The 20,016-nt window shown below is 74.8% G+C and carries 14 protein-coding genes; 6 read left to right on the forward strand and 8 right to left on the reverse strand.

From position 1 onward, the window contains the following. Positions 1-8 precede the first annotated feature (8 nt). Positions 9-1,814 carry a S9 family peptidase gene (locus BM158_RS10480; RefSeq protein WP_229827701.1) on the forward strand — a complete coding sequence of 602 codons (1,806 nt, stop codon included), beginning with the start codon at positions 9-11 and terminating at the stop codon, positions 1,812-1,814. Positions 1,815-1,832: 18 nt separating this feature from the next. On the opposite strand, the gene BM158_RS10485 is transcribed toward BM158_RS10480, so the two are convergent. Together BM158_RS10485 and BM158_RS10490 are read right to left on the reverse strand one after the other, a co-directional pair. Further along, complete coding sequence (locus BM158_RS10485; RefSeq protein ID WP_091557649.1) at positions 1,833-2,873, reverse strand: aspartate-semialdehyde dehydrogenase; 1,041 nt, start codon at positions 2,871-2,873, stop codon at positions 1,833-1,835. Further along, positions 2,870-4,135 (reverse strand): aspartate kinase, encoded by a 1,266-nt coding sequence (locus BM158_RS10490; protein ID WP_091557652.1) that lies wholly within the window; start codon positions 4,133-4,135, stop codon positions 2,870-2,872. Before BM158_RS10490 ends, BM158_RS10485 begins: the two co-directional genes overlap by 4 nt. 60 nt (positions 4,136-4,195) lie before the next feature. Between BM158_RS10490 and BM158_RS10495 the strand changes: the two genes are divergently transcribed. From BM158_RS10495 to BM158_RS10515, 5 genes are all read left to right on the forward strand, one after another. After that, positions 4,196-5,797 carry a phospholipase D family protein gene (locus BM158_RS10495; RefSeq protein ID WP_091558787.1) on the forward strand — a complete coding sequence of 534 codons (1,602 nt, stop codon included), beginning with the start codon at positions 4,196-4,198 and terminating at the stop codon, positions 5,795-5,797. 264 nt (positions 5,798-6,061) lie between these two features. Then, on the forward strand, positions 6,062-7,792 hold the full coding sequence (gene leuA, locus BM158_RS10500) for a 2-isopropylmalate synthase (protein ID WP_091557654.1): 1,731 nt from the start codon (positions 6,062-6,064) through the stop codon (positions 7,790-7,792). 92 nt (positions 7,793-7,884) lie between these two features. Further along, positions 7,885-8,589 (forward strand): hypothetical protein, encoded by a 705-nt coding sequence (locus BM158_RS10505; RefSeq protein ID WP_091557657.1) that lies wholly within the window; start codon positions 7,885-7,887, stop codon positions 8,587-8,589. Then, on the forward strand, positions 8,586-10,178 hold the full coding sequence (locus tag BM158_RS10510) for a DNA polymerase Y family protein (RefSeq protein ID WP_091557660.1): 1,593 nt from the start codon (positions 8,586-8,588) through the stop codon (positions 10,176-10,178). Before BM158_RS10505 ends, BM158_RS10510 begins: the two co-directional genes overlap by 4 nt. An 18-nt stretch (positions 10,179-10,196) precedes the next feature. Further along, positions 10,197-13,616 carry an error-prone DNA polymerase gene (locus BM158_RS10515; RefSeq protein WP_091557663.1) on the forward strand — a complete coding sequence of 1,140 codons (3,420 nt, stop codon included), beginning with the start codon at positions 10,197-10,199 and terminating at the stop codon, positions 13,614-13,616. A gap of 4 nt (positions 13,617-13,620) precedes the next feature. Here BM158_RS10515 and mnhG read toward each other — a convergent pair whose 3' ends face one another. The 6 genes from mnhG to BM158_RS10545 are packed head-to-tail and all read right to left on the reverse strand — an operon-like array spanning position 13,621 to position 19,966. Further along, complete coding sequence (mnhG, locus tag BM158_RS10520; RefSeq protein WP_091557666.1) at positions 13,621-14,016, reverse strand: monovalent cation/H(+) antiporter subunit G; 396 nt, start codon at positions 14,014-14,016, stop codon at positions 13,621-13,623. Beyond that, complete coding sequence (locus tag BM158_RS10525) at positions 14,013-14,303, reverse strand: MrpF/PhaF family protein (RefSeq protein ID WP_091557669.1); 291 nt, start codon at positions 14,301-14,303, stop codon at positions 14,013-14,015. Before BM158_RS10525 ends, mnhG begins: the two co-directional genes overlap by 4 nt. Then, a complete protein-coding gene (locus tag BM158_RS10530; RefSeq protein WP_091557672.1) occupies positions 14,300-14,872 on the reverse strand; it encodes a Na+/H+ antiporter subunit E in 573 nt (190 codons plus the stop codon). Before BM158_RS10530 ends, BM158_RS10525 begins: the two co-directional genes overlap by 4 nt. Next, positions 14,869-16,449 (reverse strand): Na+/H+ antiporter subunit D, encoded by a 1,581-nt coding sequence (locus tag BM158_RS10535; RefSeq protein WP_091557676.1) that lies wholly within the window; start codon positions 16,447-16,449, stop codon positions 14,869-14,871. The genes BM158_RS10530 and BM158_RS10535 overlap by 4 nt, the downstream gene beginning before the upstream one ends. After that, complete coding sequence (locus BM158_RS10540; RefSeq protein WP_091557679.1) at positions 16,449-17,045, reverse strand: Na(+)/H(+) antiporter subunit C; 597 nt, start codon at positions 17,043-17,045, stop codon at positions 16,449-16,451. Before BM158_RS10540 ends, BM158_RS10535 begins: the two co-directional genes overlap by 1 nt. Then, a complete protein-coding gene (locus tag BM158_RS10545; protein ID WP_091557683.1) occupies positions 17,042-19,966 on the reverse strand; it encodes a Na+/H+ antiporter subunit A in 2,925 nt (974 codons plus the stop codon). The genes BM158_RS10540 and BM158_RS10545 overlap by 4 nt, the downstream gene beginning before the upstream one ends. Between the last annotated feature and the right edge of the window lie 50 nt (positions 19,967-20,016).

A 20,016-nucleotide genomic window follows, 5' to 3' on the forward strand; every position in this document is an offset into this window, starting at 1 on the left:
ATGGGGGCGTGCTCCCCCCCGACGTCACCGCCCGCTGGCAGGCCCGCTTCCGCGCCCCGCGCGTCTCGCTCCCCGACTGGGCGGAGGACGCCCCGCAGCGCTGCCTGTTCGCCTCCGACGTCACCGGCGTGGTCGAGCAGTACACCTGGGACCGCGACACCGGCGAGCAGCGCCAGGTCACCGACCGCCCCAACGGCACGCTGGCCGCCACGCTCAGCCCCGACGGGCAGACCGTGTGGTGGTTCGCCGACACCGACGGCGACGAGTTCGGCGTCTGGCGGACCCAGCCCTTCGCCGGCGGCGAGGACGTCGTCGCCGTCCCCGAGGTGGAGCCGGCCTACCCCGCCGGCCTGGAGATCGGCCGCACCCTGGTCGCGGTCGGCCGGTCCACCGACGACGGCAGCGAGCTGTGGCTGGTGCCCCGCGACGGGGAGCCCCGGGTGTTCTACCGGACGCCGGACACCGCCTCGGTCGACGCGCTGTCCCGCGACGAGGACCGGCTGGTGCTCTCCCACTCCGAGCACGGCGACCCCCGCTACCCCGCCCTGCGGGTGCTCGACGTGGCGCGCATCCCCGACGGGCACTCCCAGGCCGAGCCCGACAGCCCGTGGGTGGTCGCGGAGAAGTGGGACGGCGAGGAGCTGGGGCTGCACGCCCTGGGCTTCTCCCCCGTCCCCGGCGACCTGCGGCTGCTGGTCGGCCACGAGCGCCGCGGCCGCGAGGAGCTGCTGGTGTGGGACCTGGCCACCGACACCGAGACCGAGCTGGTGCTCGACCTCCCCGGCGACGTCACCGCCGGCTGGTACCCCGACGGCTCCGCGCTGCTGGTGGGCCACGACCACGCCGCCCGCAGCGAGCTGTACCGCTACGCGCTGGCCACCGGCGAGCTGACGAAGCTGGACACCCCGCCGGGCGTCGTCCGCGGGGCCACCGCCCGCCCGGACGGCTCGGTGGAGCTGGCCTGGTCGTCGTCGCAGCGGCCGCCGGTGATCCGCCGGGCCGACGGCCCGGTCGTGCTGGCCGCCCCCGGGGACGAGCCGCCGGCCGGCTACCCGGTCGAGGACCGCTGGGTCCCCGGCCCCGGCGGGGACGTGCACGCCCTGCTCGTCCGCCCCGCGGGCGAGGGGCCCTTCGCGACCGCGTTCCTGGTGCACGGCGGCCCCGAGGCCGCCGACGACGACTCCTACCGCGCCCGCCGGGCGGCCTACGTCGACGCCGGCTACGCCGTGGTGCACGTGAACTACCGCGGCTCGTCGGGCTACGGCTCGGCGTGGCGCGACGCGCTCACCGGCCGGCCCGGGCTCACCGAGCTCGAGGACGTCGCCGCCGTGCAGGACGCGCTGGTCGCCGAGGGCGTCGTCGACCCGGCCCGGTGCATCCTCTCCGGCGGCTCGTGGGGCGGGTTCCTCACCCTGCTGGGCCTGGGCACCCAACCCGACCGGTGGGCCGCGGGCATCGCCGAGGTGCCGGTCGCGGACTACCTGGCCGCCTACGAGGACGAGATGGAGGGCCTGCGCGCCTACGACCGCGCGCTGTTCGGCGGGTCCCCCGAGGAGGTGCCGGAGGTGTACCGCCGGTCCTCCCCGCTGACCTACGTCGACGACGTCGCCGTCCCGGTCCTGGTGGTCGCCGGCGCCAACGACCCGCGCTGCCCGATCCGGCAGATCGACAACTACCTCGAGGCCCTGGCCGAGCGGGGCAAGCCGCACGAGGTCTACCGGTTCGACGCCGGGCACGGGTCGCTGGTGGTCGAGGAGACCATCCGGCAGGTCGAGACCGCGCTGGACTTCGCGCTGCGGCACGTCACCCCGTGAGCGGGCGCGGCCCGGGGATCAGCCCCGGGCCGCGATCAGCTCCGCGATCTGCACCGTGTTCAGCGCCGCGCCCTTGCGCAGGTTGTCGTTGGACACGAACAGCGCCAGCCCGGTCGGGCCGTCCTGCCGGATGCGGCCGACGTAGGAGGGGTCCTGGCCGGCGGCCTGCAGCGGGGTGGGGACGTCGACCAGCTCGACACCCGGCGCACCGGCCAGCAGCTCGCGGGCCCGCTCCACCGACAGCGGCCGGGCGAACTCGACGTTCAGCGACAGCGAGTGGCCGGTGAAGACCGGCACCCGCACGCAGGTGCCGGAGACCCGCAGGTCGGGGATGTGCAGGATCTTGCGGCTCTCGTTGCGGAGCTTCTGCTCCTCGTCGGTCTCGAACGAGCCGTCGTCGACCACCGAGCCGGCCATCGGCAGCACGTTGAACGCGATCGGCGCGACGTACTTCTCCGGTGCGGGGAACTGCAGCGCCCGGCCGTCGTAGGCCAGCGCGTCGGCCTTCTCGACCACGGCCTGCACCTGGCCGTGCAGCTCGCGGACGCCGGCCACGCCGGAGCCCGACACGGCCTGGTAGGTGCTGGCGACGATGCGGGTCAGGCCGGCCTCGGCGTGCAGCGGCTTGAGCACCGGCATCGCGGCCATCGTGGTGCAGTTCGGGTTGGCGATGATCCGGCCCGGGGCGTCCCCGGTGAGGGCGAGGTCGACGTCGTCGGGGTTGACCTCGCTGCAGACCAGCGGGATGTCGGGGTCCTTGCGGAACGCCGAGCTGTTGTCGATGACGACCACGCCGGCCGCGGCGAACCGGGGCGCCTGGGCGCGGGAGGTGGTGGCGCCGGCGGAGAACAGCGCGACGTCCAGGCCGGCGGGGTCGGCGGTGGCGGCGTCCTCGACGACGACCTCGCCGTCGCCCCACGGCAGCCGGGTGCCGGCCGAGCGGGCCGAGGCGAAGAACCGCACGCTGGCGGCCGGGAAGCCGCGCTCGGCGAGGATCTGCCGCATCGCGACACCGACCTGGCCGGTGGCGCCGACGACGCCGACGTGCAGCTCCCTCATCGCCCGGTCCCCCCGTAGACGACGGCCTCGACGTCGGAGCCGAGCTCGAACGCGTCGTGCACCGCGCGGACGGCGAGGTCGAGGTCGGTGTCGCGGCAGACCACCGAGATGCGGATCTCCGAGGTGCTGATCAGCTCCAGGTTGACCCCGGCGTCGGCCAGCGCACCGAAGAACTTGGCCGAGACGCCGGGGTGCGAGCGCATGCCGGCGCCGACCAGGGAGACCTTGCCGATGTGCTGGTCGAACTCGACGTGGTCGAACCCGACGGTGTGCTTGACCTTCTCCAGCGCGGCCAGCGCGGCGGGGCCGTCGGACTTGGGCAGGGTGAAGGAGATGTCGGCGAGCTTGGAGGCCGCGCCCGACACGTTCTGCACGATCATGTCGATGTTGATCTCGGCGTCGGCGATGACGCGGAACAGCGCCGCCGCCTCGCCCGGCCGGTCGGGCACGCCGTAGACGGTGATCTTGCCTTCGCTGCGGTCGTGCGCGACGCCGGAGATGATCGCCTGTTCCACCGTGAGGTCCTCCATCGAACCGGTCACCGTGGTGCCGGGGAGCTGGGAGTAGGAGCTGCGGACGTGCACCGGGATGCCGTAGCGGCGGGCGTACTCGACGCACCGCAGCATGAGGACCTTCGCCCCGCAGGCGGCGAGCTCCAGCATCTCCTCGTAGGTGACGGTGTCCAGCCGCCGGGCGTTGGGGACGATCCGCGGGTCGGCGGTGAACACGCCGTCCACGTCGGTGTAGATCTCGCAGACGTCGGCCTGCAGGGCGGCGGCGACGGCGACCGCGGTGGTGTCGGAGCCGCCGCGGCCCAGCGTGGTGATGTCCTTGGTGTCCTGGCTGACGCCCTGGAACCCGGCGACGATGACGATCGAGCCCTCGTCCAGCGCGGAGCGCAGCCGGCCCGGGGTGACGTCGATGATGCGGGCCTTGCCGTGGCTGGAGGTGGTGATCACCCCGGCCTGGGAGCCGGTGAACGACCGCGCCTGGTAGCCGTGGGTGGAGATGGCGATGGCCAGCAGCGCCATCGAGATGCGCTCGCCGGCGGTGAGCAGCATGTCCAGCTCGCGGCCCGGGGGGTCGGGGGTGATCTGGGATGCCTGGTCGAGCAGGTCGTCGGTGGTGTCGCCCATCGCGGAGACGACCACGACGACGTCGTGGCCGTTCTTCTTGGCCTGCACGACCCGCTCGGCGACGCGCTTGACGCGCTCGGCGTTGGCGACGGAGGAACCGCCGTACTTCTGCACGACCAGGGCCACGGGGCCCGAGACTACCGGCGCGAGCAGCGGGGACGCCGCACCGGTGGTGTGATCACGGGCGTGCCCGAGACCGAGGACGTCGTTGCCTGGCTGCTGACCGGGGCCGAACGGGACAACCCGTCGTCGGACCTGCCGGCCTGGACGGAGGGGAACCTGGCCGAGCCGCTGGTGCACGGGGCCGCCTACTTCGACCGGCTGGTCGACGCCGTGCGCGACCTCGGCCCCGGCGACCACCTGTTCTTCACCGACTGGCGCGGCGACCCCGACCAGAAGCTGCGGCCGGACGGGCCGACGGTGGACGAGCTGTTCTCCGACGCCGCGCGCCGCGGGGTGTGCGTGCGCGGGCTGGTCTGGCGCTCGCACTGGGACGGCCTGAGCTTCTCCAAGGAGCAGAACGCCTCGCTGGACCGGGAGCTGGAGGAGGACGGCGCGGTCGTCGTCCGCGACCAGCGGGTGCGCCGGCTGGGCAGCCACCACCAGAAGCTGGTCGTCTGCCGGCACCCGGAGGACCCGTCGCGGGACGTCGCGTTCGCCGGCGGCATCGACCTGGGCCACACCCGCCGGGACGACGCCGAGCACCGCGGGGACCCCCAGCCGCAGTCGATGTCCTCGGCCTACGGGGACACCCCGCCCTGGCACGACGTGCAGCTGCAGCTGCGCGGCCCGGTGGTCGGCGTCCTGGACGACGCGTTCCGGGAGCGCTGGGACGACCCCACCAGCCCCGCCTCGGAGAACCCGGTCGCCTGGGTGCACGACAAGACCGAGCAGTGGCTGGGCCGCAACCAGATGGACGCGACGCCGCTGCCCGCGCAGCCCCCGCCGCCCCCGCCGTGCGGGCCGCACGTGGTGCAGACGCTGCGCACCTACCCGAAGGTGTGGCCGGCGTTCGACTTCGCGCCCGAGGGCGAGCGGTCGATCGCCCGCGGCTACACCAAGGCCCTCGAGCGGGCCCGCCGGCTGGTGTACCTGGAGGACCAGTACCTGTGGAGCAAGGACGTGGCCGGCCACCTGGCCGCGTCGCTGCGGGAGCACCCGACGCTGCAGCTGGTGGTCGTGGTGCCGCGGGTGCCCGACCAGGAGGGCGCGTTCTCCGAGCGGCCCCAGCAGCTGGGGCAGTCCGAGGCGATGACGCTGCTGCAGGAGTCCGCGCCGGGCCGGGTGCACGTGTTCGACCTGGAGAACCACGAGGGGACGCCGGTCTACGTGCACGCGAAGGTGTGCGTGGTCGACGACGTGTGGGCCGAGGTCGGCAGCGACAACATGAACCGCCGCTCGTGGACCCACGACAGCGAGTTGTCCAACGCCGTCCTCGACCCCACCCGGGACGAGCGCGAACCGCGGGACCCCGCCGGCCTGGGCGACGGCGCCCGCACCTTCGCCCGCGACCTCCGGCTGGAGCTCGCCCGGGAGCACCTGGACGCCCCCGACGACGACGGGCTGGTCGACCCGGACGCGTTCGTGGCCGCCTGCGTCGCCTCCGCCGAGGCCCTGGACGCCTGGCACGCCGGCGGCCGGGTGGGCCCGCGCCCGCCGGGCCGGCTGCGGGTGCACCGCCGTCCGGAGCTGACCCGGCTGGAGCGGCTGTGGGCCACCCCGCTGTACCGCCTGGTGCACGACCCCGACGGCCGTCCCCTCCGCCTCCGCCTGCGCCGCTCCTACTGACGACCCCCGGGGCCGGGGGGGTCACCGGCCACGTCCTCCCACCCCGCCCGACCTCCACCCGCGACGTCGCGCGTCCCCGACCGCCCCTGCCGGTGCGACGTCCACCGACCCGGACGCTGCTACGGTGACCCCGTGCGCGGCAGCCTCCTCCTTATCCGCCGCGGCGAGGCCCTCTCCTAGGTCGGCCCCCTCGCCGCGGTGTCCGCGCGTGCCCGTCCCGCGCTGCCGGTCCGCACACCACGGCATCCAGGAGAGCCACCAGCCATGAGCACCCACCCGCACGCCCGCAACGCCCAGCAGCCCTCGGCGATGCCGATCGGCAAGTACGCGCCGTTCGCCGCGATCGGTCTGCCCGACCGCACCTGGCCGGAGAAGGTCACCACCGTCGCCCCCCGCTGGTGCGCGGTCGACCTGCGCGACGGCAACCAGGCGCTGATCGACCCGATGACCCCCGACCGCAAGCGGCGCATGTTCGAGCTGCTGGTGCAGATGGGCTACAAGGAGATCGAGGTCGGTTTCCCCGCCGCCAGCCAGACCGACTACGACTTCGTCCGGCAGCTGGTCGAGGAGGACCTGATCCCCGGCGACGTCACCATCCAGGTGCTCACCCAGGCCCGCGACGAGCTGATCGAGCGCACCTTCGAGTCCCTGGCGGGCGCGAAGCAGGCGATCGTGCACCTGTACAACTCCACCTCCACCCTGCAGCGCCGGGTCGTCTTCAACTCCGACAGGGCCGGCATCGTCGACATCGCCGTCCACGGCGCGCGGCTGGTCCGCAAGCTGGCCGAGGGCATGCCGGAGACCGAGATCCGCTACCAGTACTCCCCCGAGTCCTTCACCGGCACCGAGCTGGAGTTCGCGGTCGAGATCTGCAACGCGGTCACCGACGTCTGGGAGCCCACGCCGGAGAACCCGACGATCCTCAACCTGCCGGCCACCGTTGAGATGGCCGAGCCGACCGTCTACGCCGACCAGATCGAGTGGATGCACCGCAACCTGGGCCGGCGGGACTCCGTCGTCCTCTCGCTGCACCCGCACAACGACCGCGGGACGGCGGTCGCGGCCGCCGAGCTGGGCTACCGGGCCGGCGCCGACCGCATCGAGGGCTGCCTGTTCGGCAACGGCGAGCGCACCGGCAACGTCGACCTGGTCACCCTGGGCCTGAACCTGTTCAGCCAGGGCATCGACCCGCAGATCGACTTCTCCGACATCGACGAGGTCCGCCGCACCGTCGAGTACTGCAACCAGATCGGCGTGCACGAGCGGCACCCCTACGGCGGCGACCTGGTCTACACCGCGTTCTCCGGCTCCCACCAGGACGCCATCAACAAGGGCTTCGCGGTGATGAAGGCCGACGCCGCGGCCGCCGGGGTCGGCGTCGACGACATCCCGTGGGCGGTGCCCTACCTGCCGATCGACCCCAAGGACGTCGGCCGCAGCTACGAGGCCGTGATCCGGGTGAACAGCCAGTCCGGCAAGGGCGGCGTCGCCTACATCATGAAGACCGAGAACCAGCTGGACCTGCCGCGCCGGCTGCAGATCGAGTTCTCCGCCGTCGTCCAGCGGCACACCGAGGACGAGGGCGGCGAGGTGACCGCCGAGCAGATGTGGGCGGCGTTCTCCTCCGAGTACCTGCCCGACCCGCACGCCCCCTGGGGCCGGCTGGCGCTGACCGGGCACCAGCACACCGCCGACGGCTCCGGCACCGACCAGATGACCGTCGAGCTGGTGGACGACGGCGTACCGGTCACCCTGACCGGTCGCGGCAACGGCCCGATCGCGGCGTTCGTGGACGCGCTGCGGGCGCTGGACGTCGACGTCCGGGTGCTGGACTACGCCGAGCACGCGCTGTCCGCCGGTGGCGACGCCAAGGCCGCGGCCTACGTCGAGTGCGCCGTGGGCGAGCGGGTGCTGTGGGGCGTGGGCATCGACCCCAACATCGTCAGCGCCTCCCTGCGCGCCGTGGTCAGCGCCGTCAACCGCGCCCTGCGGTAGCCCGCGCGGGCGGTCCACCCGATCGGGTGGACCGCCACGCCGCACGGCCTGCCGGTTTGACACCGATCGAACACGTGTTCGATCCTTGCCCGGTGACCGTCCTACCGCCCGAGCTCGCCGAGCGGCTGGCGGCCGCCCGGTCGGCGGCGGCACGGGCCGACCGGCGCTTCGGCACCACCACCTCGCGGCGGGCGCTGGAGACGCTGCCGGCCCTGGCCGCGCTGCTGCCCGGCGGGGCACTGCACACCGGGTCGGTCTACTCCGTGCAGGGGTCGGTCGCGCTGGCCACCGCGCTGCTGGCCGGGCCGTCGGCGGCCGGCGAGTGGTGCGGCGTGGTCGGGCTGCCCGGCTTCGGCGCCGAGGCCGCGGCGGGCATGGGCGTCGACCTGTCGCGCACCGTGCTGGTCCCCGACCCCGGCGCCGAGCCGGTGGCCGTGGTCGACGCGCTGGTCGGCGCGCTGACCGTGGTGCTGGTCGGGCCGGTCGGCCGGGTGGCCGGTGCCGCGGTCGAGCGGCTCACCGCCCGGCTGCGCCAGCGCGGCACCGCGCTGGTGGCGTGCACCCCCCTCGGCGCCCCCGGCTGGCCGCAGAGCACCGCCGAGCTGGCCGTCACCGGCAGCGACTGGCAGGGCCTGGGCGACGGGCACGGCCACCTGACCGGGCGGGTCGCCGAGGTCGTGGTGCAGTCCCGCCGGTCGGCCCGGCCGCAGCGGACGCGGCTGTGGCTGCCCGACCACGAGGGCCGGGTCACCCCGGTGACCGGTCCGGTCGCGCAGGTCGTCCGGGCCGCCGGGTGAGCGCCCGCCGGACCCTCGTGCTGTGGTGCCCCGACTGGCCGGTCACCGCTGCGGTCCTCGGCGGCCAGGGCACCGGTCCCGGCGGGCCGTCCCGGCGCCCGGTGGCCGTCGTCGACCGCGGCCAGGTGCTGGCCGTCTCCCCCGCCGCCCGCGCGGCCGGGGTGAGCCGCGGGCTGCGGGTGCGCGAGGCGCAGTCCCGGTGCGCCGAGCTGGTCGTGCTGCGGCACGACCCGGGCGCCGAGGCGCGCGCCTTCGAGCCGGTGCTGCGCGCGGTCGAGGCGGTCGCCCCCGGGGTGCAGGTCCTCCGGCCGGGCACCTGCGCGGTCCCCGCCCGCGGGTCGGCGAGCTACCTCGGCGGGGAGACCGCGGCCGCGGCCGTGCTCCTCGACGTGCTCGAGCAGGCCGGCGTCCCCGACGCCCGGGTGGGCGTGGCCGACGGCCCGTTCAGCGCCGAGCAGGCCGCCCGCACCGCCGAGCGGCTGCCCGGCTACCAGGTGGTGCCCACCGGCGGCGACCGGCCGTTCCTGGCCGGGCTGCCGGTCGACGTGCTGGCGCCGGTGCTGGACCCCGACGCCCCCGACCTGCTGCGCCGGCTGGGCCTGCGCACCGTGGGCGCCTTCGCCGACCTGTCCCCCGGCGACGTGCTGGCCCGCTTCGGCAGCTCCGGCGGCCGGGCGCACCGGCTGGCCCGCGGCGACGACGTGGCCGCCGCCGGCGGGCGGGCCCCGCTGCCCGAGCTGGGCCGCACCGTCGAGCTCGACCCCGCGCTCGACCGCGCCGACCAGGTCGTGGCCACCCTGCGCCCGGCCGCCGAGCAGCTGGTCGCGGGCCTGGCCGGGCAGGTCCTGGTCTGCACCGGGCTGCGGGTCGAGGTGACCGACGACCTCGGCGGGGTGGTCTCCCGCCGCTGGCTGCACCCCCGCTTCTTCACCGCCGACGACGTGCTCGACCGGGTGCGCTGGCAGCTGGCCGGCGGCGGGCTCGGCGCCCCCGTCGCCCGGGTCGACCTGCTGCCCGAGGACGTCGAGCCGCAGGGCGCGCACACCGAGGGCCTGTGGGGCGGGGGCCCCGACGACCACGTGCACCAGGCGCTGACCCGGGTGCAGAGCCGGCTGGGCCACCGCGCGGTGGGCACCAGCGTGGTCGGCGGCGGGCGCGGGCCGGCCGACCGCACCACCTTCGTGCCCTGGGGCGACCGGCCGCTGCCCGCCCGTCCCGGCGAGCCGCCGTGGCCGGGCCGGCTGCCGCCCCCGCTGCCCTCCACCGTGCTCACCCGCCCCGCGCAGGCCACCGTCGTCGGCGCCGCCGGCTCCCCCGCCGTCCTCGACGACCGGGGCACGCTGTCGGTCGCCCCGGCCCGGTTCCGGGTCGACGAGGGCGGTCGCCCGGCCGCGGGCTGGCCGGTGGGCTGGCAGCCGGTGCAGGCGTGGGCGGGCCCGTGGCCGGCCGACGAGCGCTGGTGGACCGACGACGCCCGCGGCCACCCCACCGGCTTCCTCGCCCGGCTGCAGGTGGTCGGGGTCGACGGCAGCGCCTGGCTGCTGCTGGTGTCGGCCGGCCACTGGTGGGTCGAGGCCCGCTATGACTGAGACCCGCGAGGAGTCCTGATGGGCTGGCAGAACCCACCCATCCCGTGGTCGGAGCTGGAGCGCACGCTCTCCGACCGGCACCGGCCCGGCCGGCCCGAGCAGGGCGACGGCGGCGACAGCCCGGCCTGGTCGCGCAAGCGGCAGCCCTACGTCCCGCCGGCCGACCTGCTGCCCCGGCCCCCGGCGCAGCCGGTGGTGCCCTACGCCGAGCTGCACTGCCACACCAACTTCAGCTTCCTCGACGGCGCCAGCCACCCCGAGGACCTGGTCGCCGAGGCGGTGCGGCTGGGGCTGTCGGCACTGGCGGTCACCGACCACGACGGGTTCTACGGCGTGGTCCGCGCCGCCGAGGCCGCCCGCGCGCACGGCCTGCGCACCGTGGTGGGCGCCGAGCTGTCGCTGGGGCTGACCGGCCCGCAGAACGGCGTCGCCGACCCCGAGGGCACCCACCTGCTGGTGCTGGCCCGCGGCACCGCCGGCTACCACCGGCTGGCCGCGGCGATCACCCGCGCCCAGCTGCGCGGGGCGGAGAAGGGCCGGCCGGTCTACGACCTGGAGGAGCTGGCCGCCGACGCCGGCGGTGACTGGCTGGTGCTCACCGGCTGCCGCAAGGGCAGCGTGCGCAGCGCGCTGGCCACCGGCGGGCACGACGCCGCGGCCGCCGAGCTGGACCGGCTCACCGCCCTGTTCGGCCGGGACAACGTGGTCGCCGAGCTCGTCGACCACGGCCACCCCACCGACTCCCGCACCAACGACGCCGTCGCGGGGCTGGCCGCTGCGGCCGGGTTGCCGGTGGTGGCCACCGGCAACGTGCACGTGGCCACCCCCGACGGTCGGCGGCTGGCCGGGGCGCTGGCCGCCGTCCGGGCGCGGCGCGACCTGACCGGCATCGACGGGTGGCTGCCCGCCACGGGCGCGGCGCACCTGCGGTCGGGGGCCGAGATGGCGGCCCGGTTCGCCCGCTACCCGGGGGCGGTGGCCCGGTCGGTGGAGATCGCCGACGCGCTGGCCTTCCCGCTGGAGCTGGCCCGCCCGAAGCTGCCGCGGATGGACCTCCCGCCCGGGCACACCCCGATGAGCTGGCTGCGCGAGCTGGTCGCCCGGGGCGCGGCCGCGCGGTTCGGCCCGCCGGGGACCTGGTCGGCGGCCTTCGAGCGCGACTACGCGCAGCGGGTCGACCGCGAGCTCGACGTCATCGAGGCCAAGGACTTCCCCGGCTACTTCCTCATCGTCCACGACCTGGTCGCCTACGCCCGGCAGCGCGGCATCCTCTGCCAGGGCCGCGGGTCGGCGGCGAACTCGCTGGTCTGCTACCTGCTGGAGATCACCGCGGTCGACCCGGTCCGCTTCGGGCTGCCCTTCGAGCGGTTCCTGTCGACCACCCGCGACGAGGAGCCCGACATCGACGTCGACTTCGACTCCGACCGCCGCGAGGAGGTGATCCAGTACGTCTACGGCCGCTACGGCCGGCGCAACGCCGCGCAGGTGGCCAACGTGATCACCTACCGGCCCAAGCTGGCCGTGCGCGACGTGGCCAAGGCGCTGGGCTACAGCACCGGCCAGCAGGACGCCTGGTCCAAGCAGGTCGAGACGTGGGGGTCGGTGGCCACCACCGAGGAGCACGACATCCCGCCGGCGGTGGTGGAGATGGCCGAGCAGCTGCTGGGCTTCCCGCGGCACCTGGGCATCCACTCCGGCGGCATGGTGCTCACCGACCGGCCGGTGGGCGAGGTGTGCCCGATCGAGCACGCCCGCAAGGAGCAGCGCACCGTCCTGCAGTGGGACAAGGACGACTGCGCCGCGATGGGGCTGGTCAAGTTCGACCTGCTGGGGCTGGGCATGCTGGCCGCGCTGCAGTACTGCTTCGACCTCGTCGCCGACCACACCGGGGAGCGCTGGACGCTGGACTCGGTGCCCAAGGAGGAGCCCGGGGTCTACGACATGCTCTGCCGGGCCGACTCCGTCGGGGTCTTCCAGGTCGAGAGCCGGGCGCAGATGGGCACCCTGCCCCGGCTGCAGCCGCGCGAGTTCTACCACCTGGTCATCGACATCGCGCTGATCCGGCCCGGGCCCATCCAGGGCGGCGCGGTGCACCCGTTCATCCGGCGCAAGCTGGGCCAGGAGCCGGTCACCTACCCGCACCCGCTGCTGGAGCCGGTGCTGGCCCGCACGCTGGGCGTCCCGCTGTTCCAGGAGCAGCTCATGCAGATCGCCGTCGCCGTCGGCGGGTGCACCGGCGACGACGCCGACCTGCTGCGCCGGGCGATGGGGTCCAAGCGCGGCAAGGAGAAGATCGGGTCGCTGCGGGCCACGCTGTTCGCGGGGATGGCCTCGCACGGCATCACCGGGGAGCTGGCCGAGAGCATCTACGCCAAGATCGAGGCGTTCGCGAACTTCGGGTTCGCCGAGAGCCACTCGATCAGCTTCGCGCTGCTGGTCTACACCTCCAGCTGGTTCAAGCTGCACTACCCGGCGGCGTTCCTGGCCGCGCTGCTGCGCGCCCAGCCGATGGGCTTCTACTCCCCGCAGACCCTGGTCGCCGACGCCCGCCGGCACGGCGTGCAGGTGCTCACCCCCGACGTCCTGCGGTCCGGGGTGCACGCCGACCTCGAACGCACCGACGACGGCCCACGCCCCGTCGGGCCCGCTGCGTGCCGGGCCCCCGACCAGCCGCCGACCGGCGAGTTCGACCCGCACGCCCCCTTCGACACCGCCGACCACCGCCTCGACGAGGGGTTCGCCGTCCGGCTGGGGCTGGCCGGGGTGCGGTCGATCGGCGAGGCCGACGCCGAGCGGGTCGTGGCCGCCCGCGACGAGGGCGGGCCGTTCACCTCGCTGGCCGACCTGGTGCTGCGCACCGGGCTGACCGCCCCGCAGCTGGAGGCGCTGGCCACCGCCGGGGCCTTCGACGGGCTGGGCCTCACCCGCCGGCAGGCGCTGTGGGAGGCCGGCCGGGCGGCGCAGGAGCGGGCCGACCGGTTGCCCGGGTCCGGGGTGGTGGAGCCGCCGCCGATGCTGCCGGGGATGAGCCCCGCCGAGGAGACGATGGCCGACCTGTGGGCCACCGCGATCTCCCCCGCCAGCCACCCGGTGCAGCACGTGCGCGCCCAGCTCGACGCCGCCGGGGTGCTGCCGGCGTCCGGGCTGCTCACCGCGACGTCGGGCACCCGGGTGCGGGTGGGCGGGGTGGTCACCCACCGGCAGCGCCCGGCGACGGCGGGGGGCACCACGTTCCTCAACCTGGAGGACGAGACCGGGCTGGTGAACGTGATCGTGTCCACCGGGGTGTGGGCGCGGCACCGGCGGGTCGCGCGGGAGTCCTCGGCACTGGTGGTGCACGGCCGGCTGGAGCGGAACGCGGGCGTGGTGAACCTGGTCGCCGAGCGGCTGGAGAAGCTGGCGATCACCGCCCGGACGACGTCCCGCGACTTCCGGTGACGCCTCAGCCGCCGGCGCGCTCCGGACCCTCGGCGGGCTCGTCGGCCCGGGCCGCGGCGGTGGACCCCGACGGGGCGGGCACGCCGAGCTCGTCGACCAGCAGCAGGTCGCGGCGCACGTGCCGGCGCCGGTAGGCGACCCGGCTGACCAGGTGCGCGCTGACCGGGGCGGTGAGCAGCTGGAAGACCGCGACCAGCACCAGCATCCACACGATGGGCTGGCCGACGAGCCGGATGACCGCGCCGGTCATCACCAGCAGCACGCCGAGCACCTGCGGCTTGGTGGCCGCGTGCATCCGGTTGAGCACGTCGGGGAAGCGCACCAGGCCGAGCCCGGCGGTCAGGCACAGGAAGCTGCCCGCGACCAGGCAGACCGAGGCGACGACGTCGGCGACGGTCATGACCGCTCCTCCGGGGTCTCCTCGGCCTTGACCAGCATGCCGCCGATGTAGCGGGCCACCGACACCGAGCCGACGAAGGCCAGCAGCGCCACGACCAGCAGCACCGGTTCCAGCGAGATGTCGCGGTACACCGCGCAGTAGACGGCGATGCCGCAGGCGATGGTGACCAGCAGGGCGTCGGTGGACACCACCCGGTCCAGCAGCGACGGGCCCAGGGCCAGCCGGGCCAGGATCAGCACCGCCCCCGCGCCCAGCAGCGCGAAGCACACGATCGCGACGACGGTCATCGCCGGCCCACCCCCTCGGTCTCGGGCGTCTCGGTGCTCGGGTCGTCGAGGCGGGCGATGTCCTCGGCGGAGCCGAACGCCCGCACCACGCGGTCCTCCATCCCGAGCACGTTCGCCCGCTGCCGCTCCACGTGGGCGGCGTCGCGGACCTGCACCAGGTGGATGGCCATGACCTTCCGCTCGCGGTCCAGGTCGAGCACCAGCGACCCGGGCACCAGCGACAGCGCCTCGGCGATGACGGTGAGCAGCAGGTCGGAGTCGGTGCGCAGCTGCACGGTGATGATCGCCGAGCGGTGCCGGCCCGGCCGGAACGCCAGCCAGGAGACCTCCACGCTGGACACCAGCAGGTCCAGGAGGAACCGGCCGAGGAAGCGCAGCGCGGCCAGCGGCCGGAACCGCCCGCTGGTGGTGACCGGCGGCAGCGGCAGCAGCGTGGTCACCACGACCGCGAGCAGGGCCCCGCTGAGCAGGTTCGCCCAGGAGAAGGTGCCCCACAGCAGGTTCCAGACCAGCACCAGCCAGACCAGCAGCAGCCCCTGCTGGCGCAACCGGCCCACCCGCGCGCTCACCTGATCACCTCCAGCCCGAACACCGACTCCAGGTAGGGCGTCCGGTCGAGCAGGTCGACCGCGGCGCGGTCGGCGACGCCGTAGAGCACGCCGCCGAAGACGGTCAGCGCCAAGGTCACGACGACGAAGCCCGCGGTGGCCGCGACCATCAGCCGGGGCAGCCGGTTCTCCTGCAGCTGGGCGGTGGTGGCCGAGGTGCCCGCGGCCGGGCGGGTGGCCTCGAGGTCCTCGTCGGCGGTGTCGACCGCGCGCGGCCGCCAGAAGGCCCGGCCCCACACGCGGGCGACGGCGACCAGGGTGAGCAGGCTGGTCACCACCGCCCCGCCGACCAGCACGTAGGGCCCGGCGCCGCCGAGCGCGACGCCGGCCTCGATGAGGCCGAGCTTGCCGATGAACCCCGACAGCGGCGGGATGCCGGCCAGGTTCATCGCGGGGACGAAGAAGAGGATCGCCAGCAGCGGGGAGGCCTTGGCCAGCCCGCCGAGCTTCTCGGTGTTGGTGGTGCCGCCGCGGCGCTCGACCAGCCCGGTGGCCAGGAACAGCGTGGTCTGGATGGCGATGTGGTGCACCACGTAGAACACCGCGCCGGCCAGCCCCGCCGCCGTCCCCAGGGCGATGCCGAACACCATGTAGCCGATGTGGCTGACCAGGGTGAACGACAGCATCCGTTTGATGTCGGTCTGCGCGACGGCGCCGAGGATGCCGATGACCATCGTGGCCAGCGCCGCCCAGAGCAGGACGTCGTCCAGCGCCCCGTCGGGGAACAGCAGCGTGTTGGTGCGGATGATGGCGTAGACGCCGACCTTGGTGAGCAGCCCGGCGAACACCGCGGTGACCGGCGCCGGGGCGGTCGGGTAGCTGTCGGGCAGCCAGGCCGAGAGCGGGAAGACCGCGGCCTTGATGCCGAAGGCGACCAGCAGCATCGACTGCAGCAGCAGCTGGGTGCCGGCGGGCAGCTCGCCCAGCCGGACGGCGAGCTGGGCCATGTTGACCGTGCCGGTGGCGGCGTAGACCAGCGCGATCGCGGCCAGGAAGACCAGCGAGCTCATCAGGCTGACCACCACGTAGGTGATGCCCGCGCGGATCCGGCCCGCGGTGCCGCCCAGGGTGAGCAGCACGTAGCTGGCCGCCAGCAGCACCTCGAAGCCGACGTAGAGGTTGAACAGGTCGCCGGCCAGGAAGGCGTTGCTCACGCCGGCGACCAGGATCAGGTAGGTCGGGTGGAAGATCGACAGCGGGGTGTCGGTCTCCTCGCCGTCGGCCATGCCCTGCCCGACGGCGAACACCAGGACGCCGAGGGTCACGGTGTTGGCGACCACGAGCATGAGCGCGGAGAGCCGGTCGACGACCAGCACGATGCCCAGCGGCACCGGCCACCCGCCGACGGAGACCGAGGTGGCGCCCTGGTCGTCGGCGAGCACGAGCAGCGCGACCGAGACGGCCAGCACGCCCGAGAGCACCACGACCGACAGCACCCGCTGGGTGTGCGGGTGCCGGCCGACCAGCAGCGCGCCGGCCGCGCCGAGCAGCGGCAGCAGCACCGGCAGCGGGGTGAGCACCCGGATGAGGTCCTCCATCAGTGCTCCTCCTCCCGGTCGACGGGGCGGCCACCCGCGGGGGTGCGGTCGGGGTCGCCGGCGGCGCGGGCCTCGGCGGACTCGTTCTCCGCCGCCTCCGCGCGGGCCAGCTCCAGGTCGACGTCGTCGGAGGGCGGGGTGACCTCCCCGACCAGCGGTTCGCGCTCGACGGTGAAGCCGTCGCCGGGGCCACGGTCGGCCAGCGGCATGTCCTCGGGGTCGCGCTCGTCGGCGTCGACCTCCTCGCGGGTGGCCACCCGCAGGTCCTCGGCGTCGTCCTGCACGACCTCGTCGCGGACCAGCCGCCAGGAGCGGTAGATCATCGCCAGCACGAACGCGGAGATGCCGAAGGTGATCACGATGGCGGTGAGCACCAGCGCCTGCGGCAGCGGGTCGTTGATGTCGCCGACGTCGTCGACGGGGAGGATCGGGGCGAGCCCGGCCACCCCGCCGGCGGACAGGATCAGCACGTTGGTCGCGTTGCCCAGCAGCAGGAAGCCCAGCAGGACACGGGTCAGGCTGCGGTCCAGGAGCAGGTAGACACCGGCGGCGTAGAGGCCGCCGATGATGACCGGCAGGACGACGGTGGGGATCACCGGGCACCGCCCCCGGTGGTGGCGAGCGCCTCGTGCCCGCCGGGGCCCTCGGCCGGGTCGCCGTCGTCGTCGGCGTGCTCCTCGTCGGCGTCGATCTGCGCGCCGAGGCTGCGCAGCACGTCGAGCACCAGGCCGACGACGATGAGGTAGACGCCGAAGTCGAAGAACAGCGAGGTCACCAGCTTGACGTCGCCGAGCACGGGCAGCGTCTGCTGCAGGATCGTGGTCTGCAGGGCGTCGACGCCCAGGACCAGGCCGGCGATGCCGGTGGTGCCGGCCAGCAGCAGGCCGGCGCCGAGCAGCTTGCCGGGGTCGACCGGGGCGGCCTCGCCGAGCTCGTAGCGGCCGCCGGCCAGGTAGCGCAGCACGAGCGCGAGGCCCGCGACCAGGCCCCCGGCGAACCCGCCGCCGGGCACGTTGTGGCCGCTGAAGAGCAGGTAGACGCTGAGCACGACGATGGTGTGGAACAGCACCCGGGTGACCACCTCGAGGATCACCGACCGGCGCTGCGGGGAGAGCGTGGCGCTGGCGGCCAGCCAGCGGTCGCGCGGGGCGCGGCGGCCGCGGGCGGAGCGGGTGTCACCGCCGGTGGCCCGGGCGACGGCGCCGGTGCGCTGCCGGATGAACACCAGGCTGGCGACGCCGGTGGCCACCACGACCAGCAGCGAGATCTCCAGCAGGGTGTCCCAGGCGCGGATGTCGACCAGGGTGACGTTGACGATGTTCTCGCCGCCGCCGAAGGAGTAGGCCTGCTCGGGGAAGTCGACCGAGACCGGCGTCGCCGTCCGGGCGCCGAGGGCGACCACGCCGACCCCGGCCATGAGCGCGCCGACGGCGAGGGCGACGACCCCGCGGGCGGTGCGCTCCTTGGCCCGGTGCCGCTCGGAGATGTCCTTGGGCAGCTTGCGCAGCACCAGCACGAAGGTGACCAGGGTGAGCGTCTCGACCAGGAACTGGGTGAGCGCGAGGTCGGGGGCGCCCTGCAGGGCGAACAGCACGCCGACGCCGTAGCCGGTGACGCCGACGACCAGGACGGCGGACAGCCGCTGCCGGATCCGCACGGCCAGCGCGGCCGCGCCGAGGATGACCACGCCGACGACGGCCTGCACGGGGGTGTCCCACGGCCGGACGGCGTCCGGCCAGGGCGCGCGGAACACCAGCACCGACCCCGGCAGCACGACCAGCACGGTGAGGATGACGCCGAGGTAGGTGGGCAGCGAGCCGCGCTGGGTGCTGCGGGTGCTGGTCTGGGCGACGCGGTCCAGGCCGCGCATGGCGTGCCAGTAGCCCTCGTCGGCGGAGGCGTCGACGGCGATCCGGCGCTGCAGGCGGGCGACGGCGTCCCGGCCGGTGAACAGCGCGAGGCCGCCGAGCACGGTGACCAGCGAGAGCAGCAGGGCCGGCTGCAGGCCGTGCCAGATCTTGAGCTCCTCGGCCTCCTCCGCGACCAGCGGCAGGGTGTCGGCGTAGGGCGCGACCAGCGGCTCGAGGAGGGCGGAGAAGGGGCCGGCGAGCAGGCCCAGCGCGGCGAGCAGCACGGGCGCGGCGAGGAAGGCCGGGCCGGGCCGGTGCAGGTGCGCGGGCCGGGGCTCCCCGGCGGCGCAGCGGCGGACCGCTCCCCCGCTGCCGAAGGCGCCCCACAGGAAGCGCGCGGTGTAGGCGACGGTGAGCACCGAGCCGAGGACGAGGCCGAGCAGGGTCAGCAGGGCCCAGGTGCGCGACTCCAGCCCGCCGTCCAGGAAGGCGGTGAAGGCCGCCTCCTTGCCGACGAAGCCCAGCAGCGGCGGCAGGCCGGCCATCGAGGCCGCGGCCAGCCCGGCGGTGACGGCCAGGACGGGCAGCCGGCGGCCGAGGCCGGAGATCTCGCGCAGGTCTCGGGTGCCGCAGGCGTGGTCGACGACGCCGACGCAGAGGAACAGGGTGGACTTGAACAGGCCGTGCGCCAGCAGCATCGCCACGCCGGCGGCCGCGGCCTCCCGGCTGCCGGTGCCGAGCAGGACCACGAGGAAGCCCAGCTGGCTGACGGTGCCGAAGGCGAGCAGCAGCTTGAGGTCGTACTGGCGCAGTGCGCGGTAGCCGCCGAGCAGCATGGTGGCCAGGCCCAGGCCGATGAGCACCGGCTTCCAGCCCGGGGTGTCGGCGAAGCCGGGGGCCAGCCGGGCGACCAGGTAGATGCCGGCCTTCACCATCGCCGCGGCGTGCAGGTAGGCGCTGGTCGGGGTGGGCGCCTCCATGGCGGCGGGCAGCCAGAAGTGGAAGGGCACCATCGCCGACTTCGTGACCGCGCCGGCCAGCACGAGCATGATCCCGACGGTGACCTGCGGACCGCTGCCGGGGTCCGCGACCACCTCGCTGAGCAGGTAGCTGCCGCTGGCCTGGCCGACCATCACCAGACCGACGAGCATCGCCAGCCCGCCCGCGGTGGTGACGACGAGGGCCTGCTGCGCGGCGCGGCGGCCGGCGACCTTGGCGCCGCTGCCGCCGATCAGCAGGAAGGAGAAGACGGTGGTCAGCTCCCAGAACACGTAGAGCAGCAGCATGTCGTCGGCCACGACGAGGCCGAGCATCGAGCCCGCGAAGGCCATGAGGACGCCGGCGAACCGGCCCAGCCCCTCGTCCCCGGGCTCGAAGTAGCGGGCGCAGTAGACGAACACCAGCGCCCCGACCCCGGTGACCAGCGCCGCGACCGACAGCGCGAGGACGTCCAGCCGCAGCGTGACGTCGAGGTCGAGCGCGGGGATCCACGTCGTCCGCTCGTCGACGGTGCCGCCGTCGAGCACGGTGGACAGCTGGGCGAGCAGCCAGGCGAAGCCGGCCGCGGGGACGAGCGCGAGGGCGTAGTAGGCCGAGCGACCCCACCAGTGCACCAGGACGGGCGCCAGCACGGCAGCCACGAGGTGTGCGAGGAGCAGCAGGCCCACAGGTCTCCGTCGGGGTCGTCGATCGGCGCGCAGTTTCGTTTCGTTCGATT

Origin of the sequence: Klenkia taihuensis (genome assembly GCF_900112525.1) — a bacterium.
Classification (GTDB): Bacteria; Actinomycetota; Actinomycetes; order Mycobacteriales; family Geodermatophilaceae; genus Klenkia; species Klenkia taihuensis.

Coding starts and splice junctions, on each gene's coding strand:
- leuA (WP_091557654.1), top strand. CDS start 6,062: ATGAGCACCCACCCGCACGCCCGCAACGCCCAGCAGCCCTCGGCGATG.
- BM158_RS10515 (WP_091557663.1), top strand. CDS start 10,197: ATGGGCTGGCAGAACCCACCCATCCCGTGGTCGGAGCTGGAGCGCACG.
- BM158_RS10485 (WP_091557649.1), bottom strand. CDS start 2,873: ATGAGGGAGCTGCACGTCGGCGTCGTCGGCGCCACCGGCCAGGTCGGT.
- BM158_RS10525 (WP_091557669.1), bottom strand. CDS start 14,303: ATGACCGTCGTCGCGATCGTGTGCTTCGCGCTGCTGGGCGCGGGGGCG.
- BM158_RS10535 (WP_091557676.1), bottom strand. CDS start 16,449: ATGGAGGACCTCATCCGGGTGCTCACCCCGCTGCCGGTGCTGCTGCCG.
- mnhG (WP_091557666.1), bottom strand. CDS start 14,016: ATGACCGTCGCCGACGTCGTCGCCTCGGTCTGCCTGGTCGCGGGCAGC.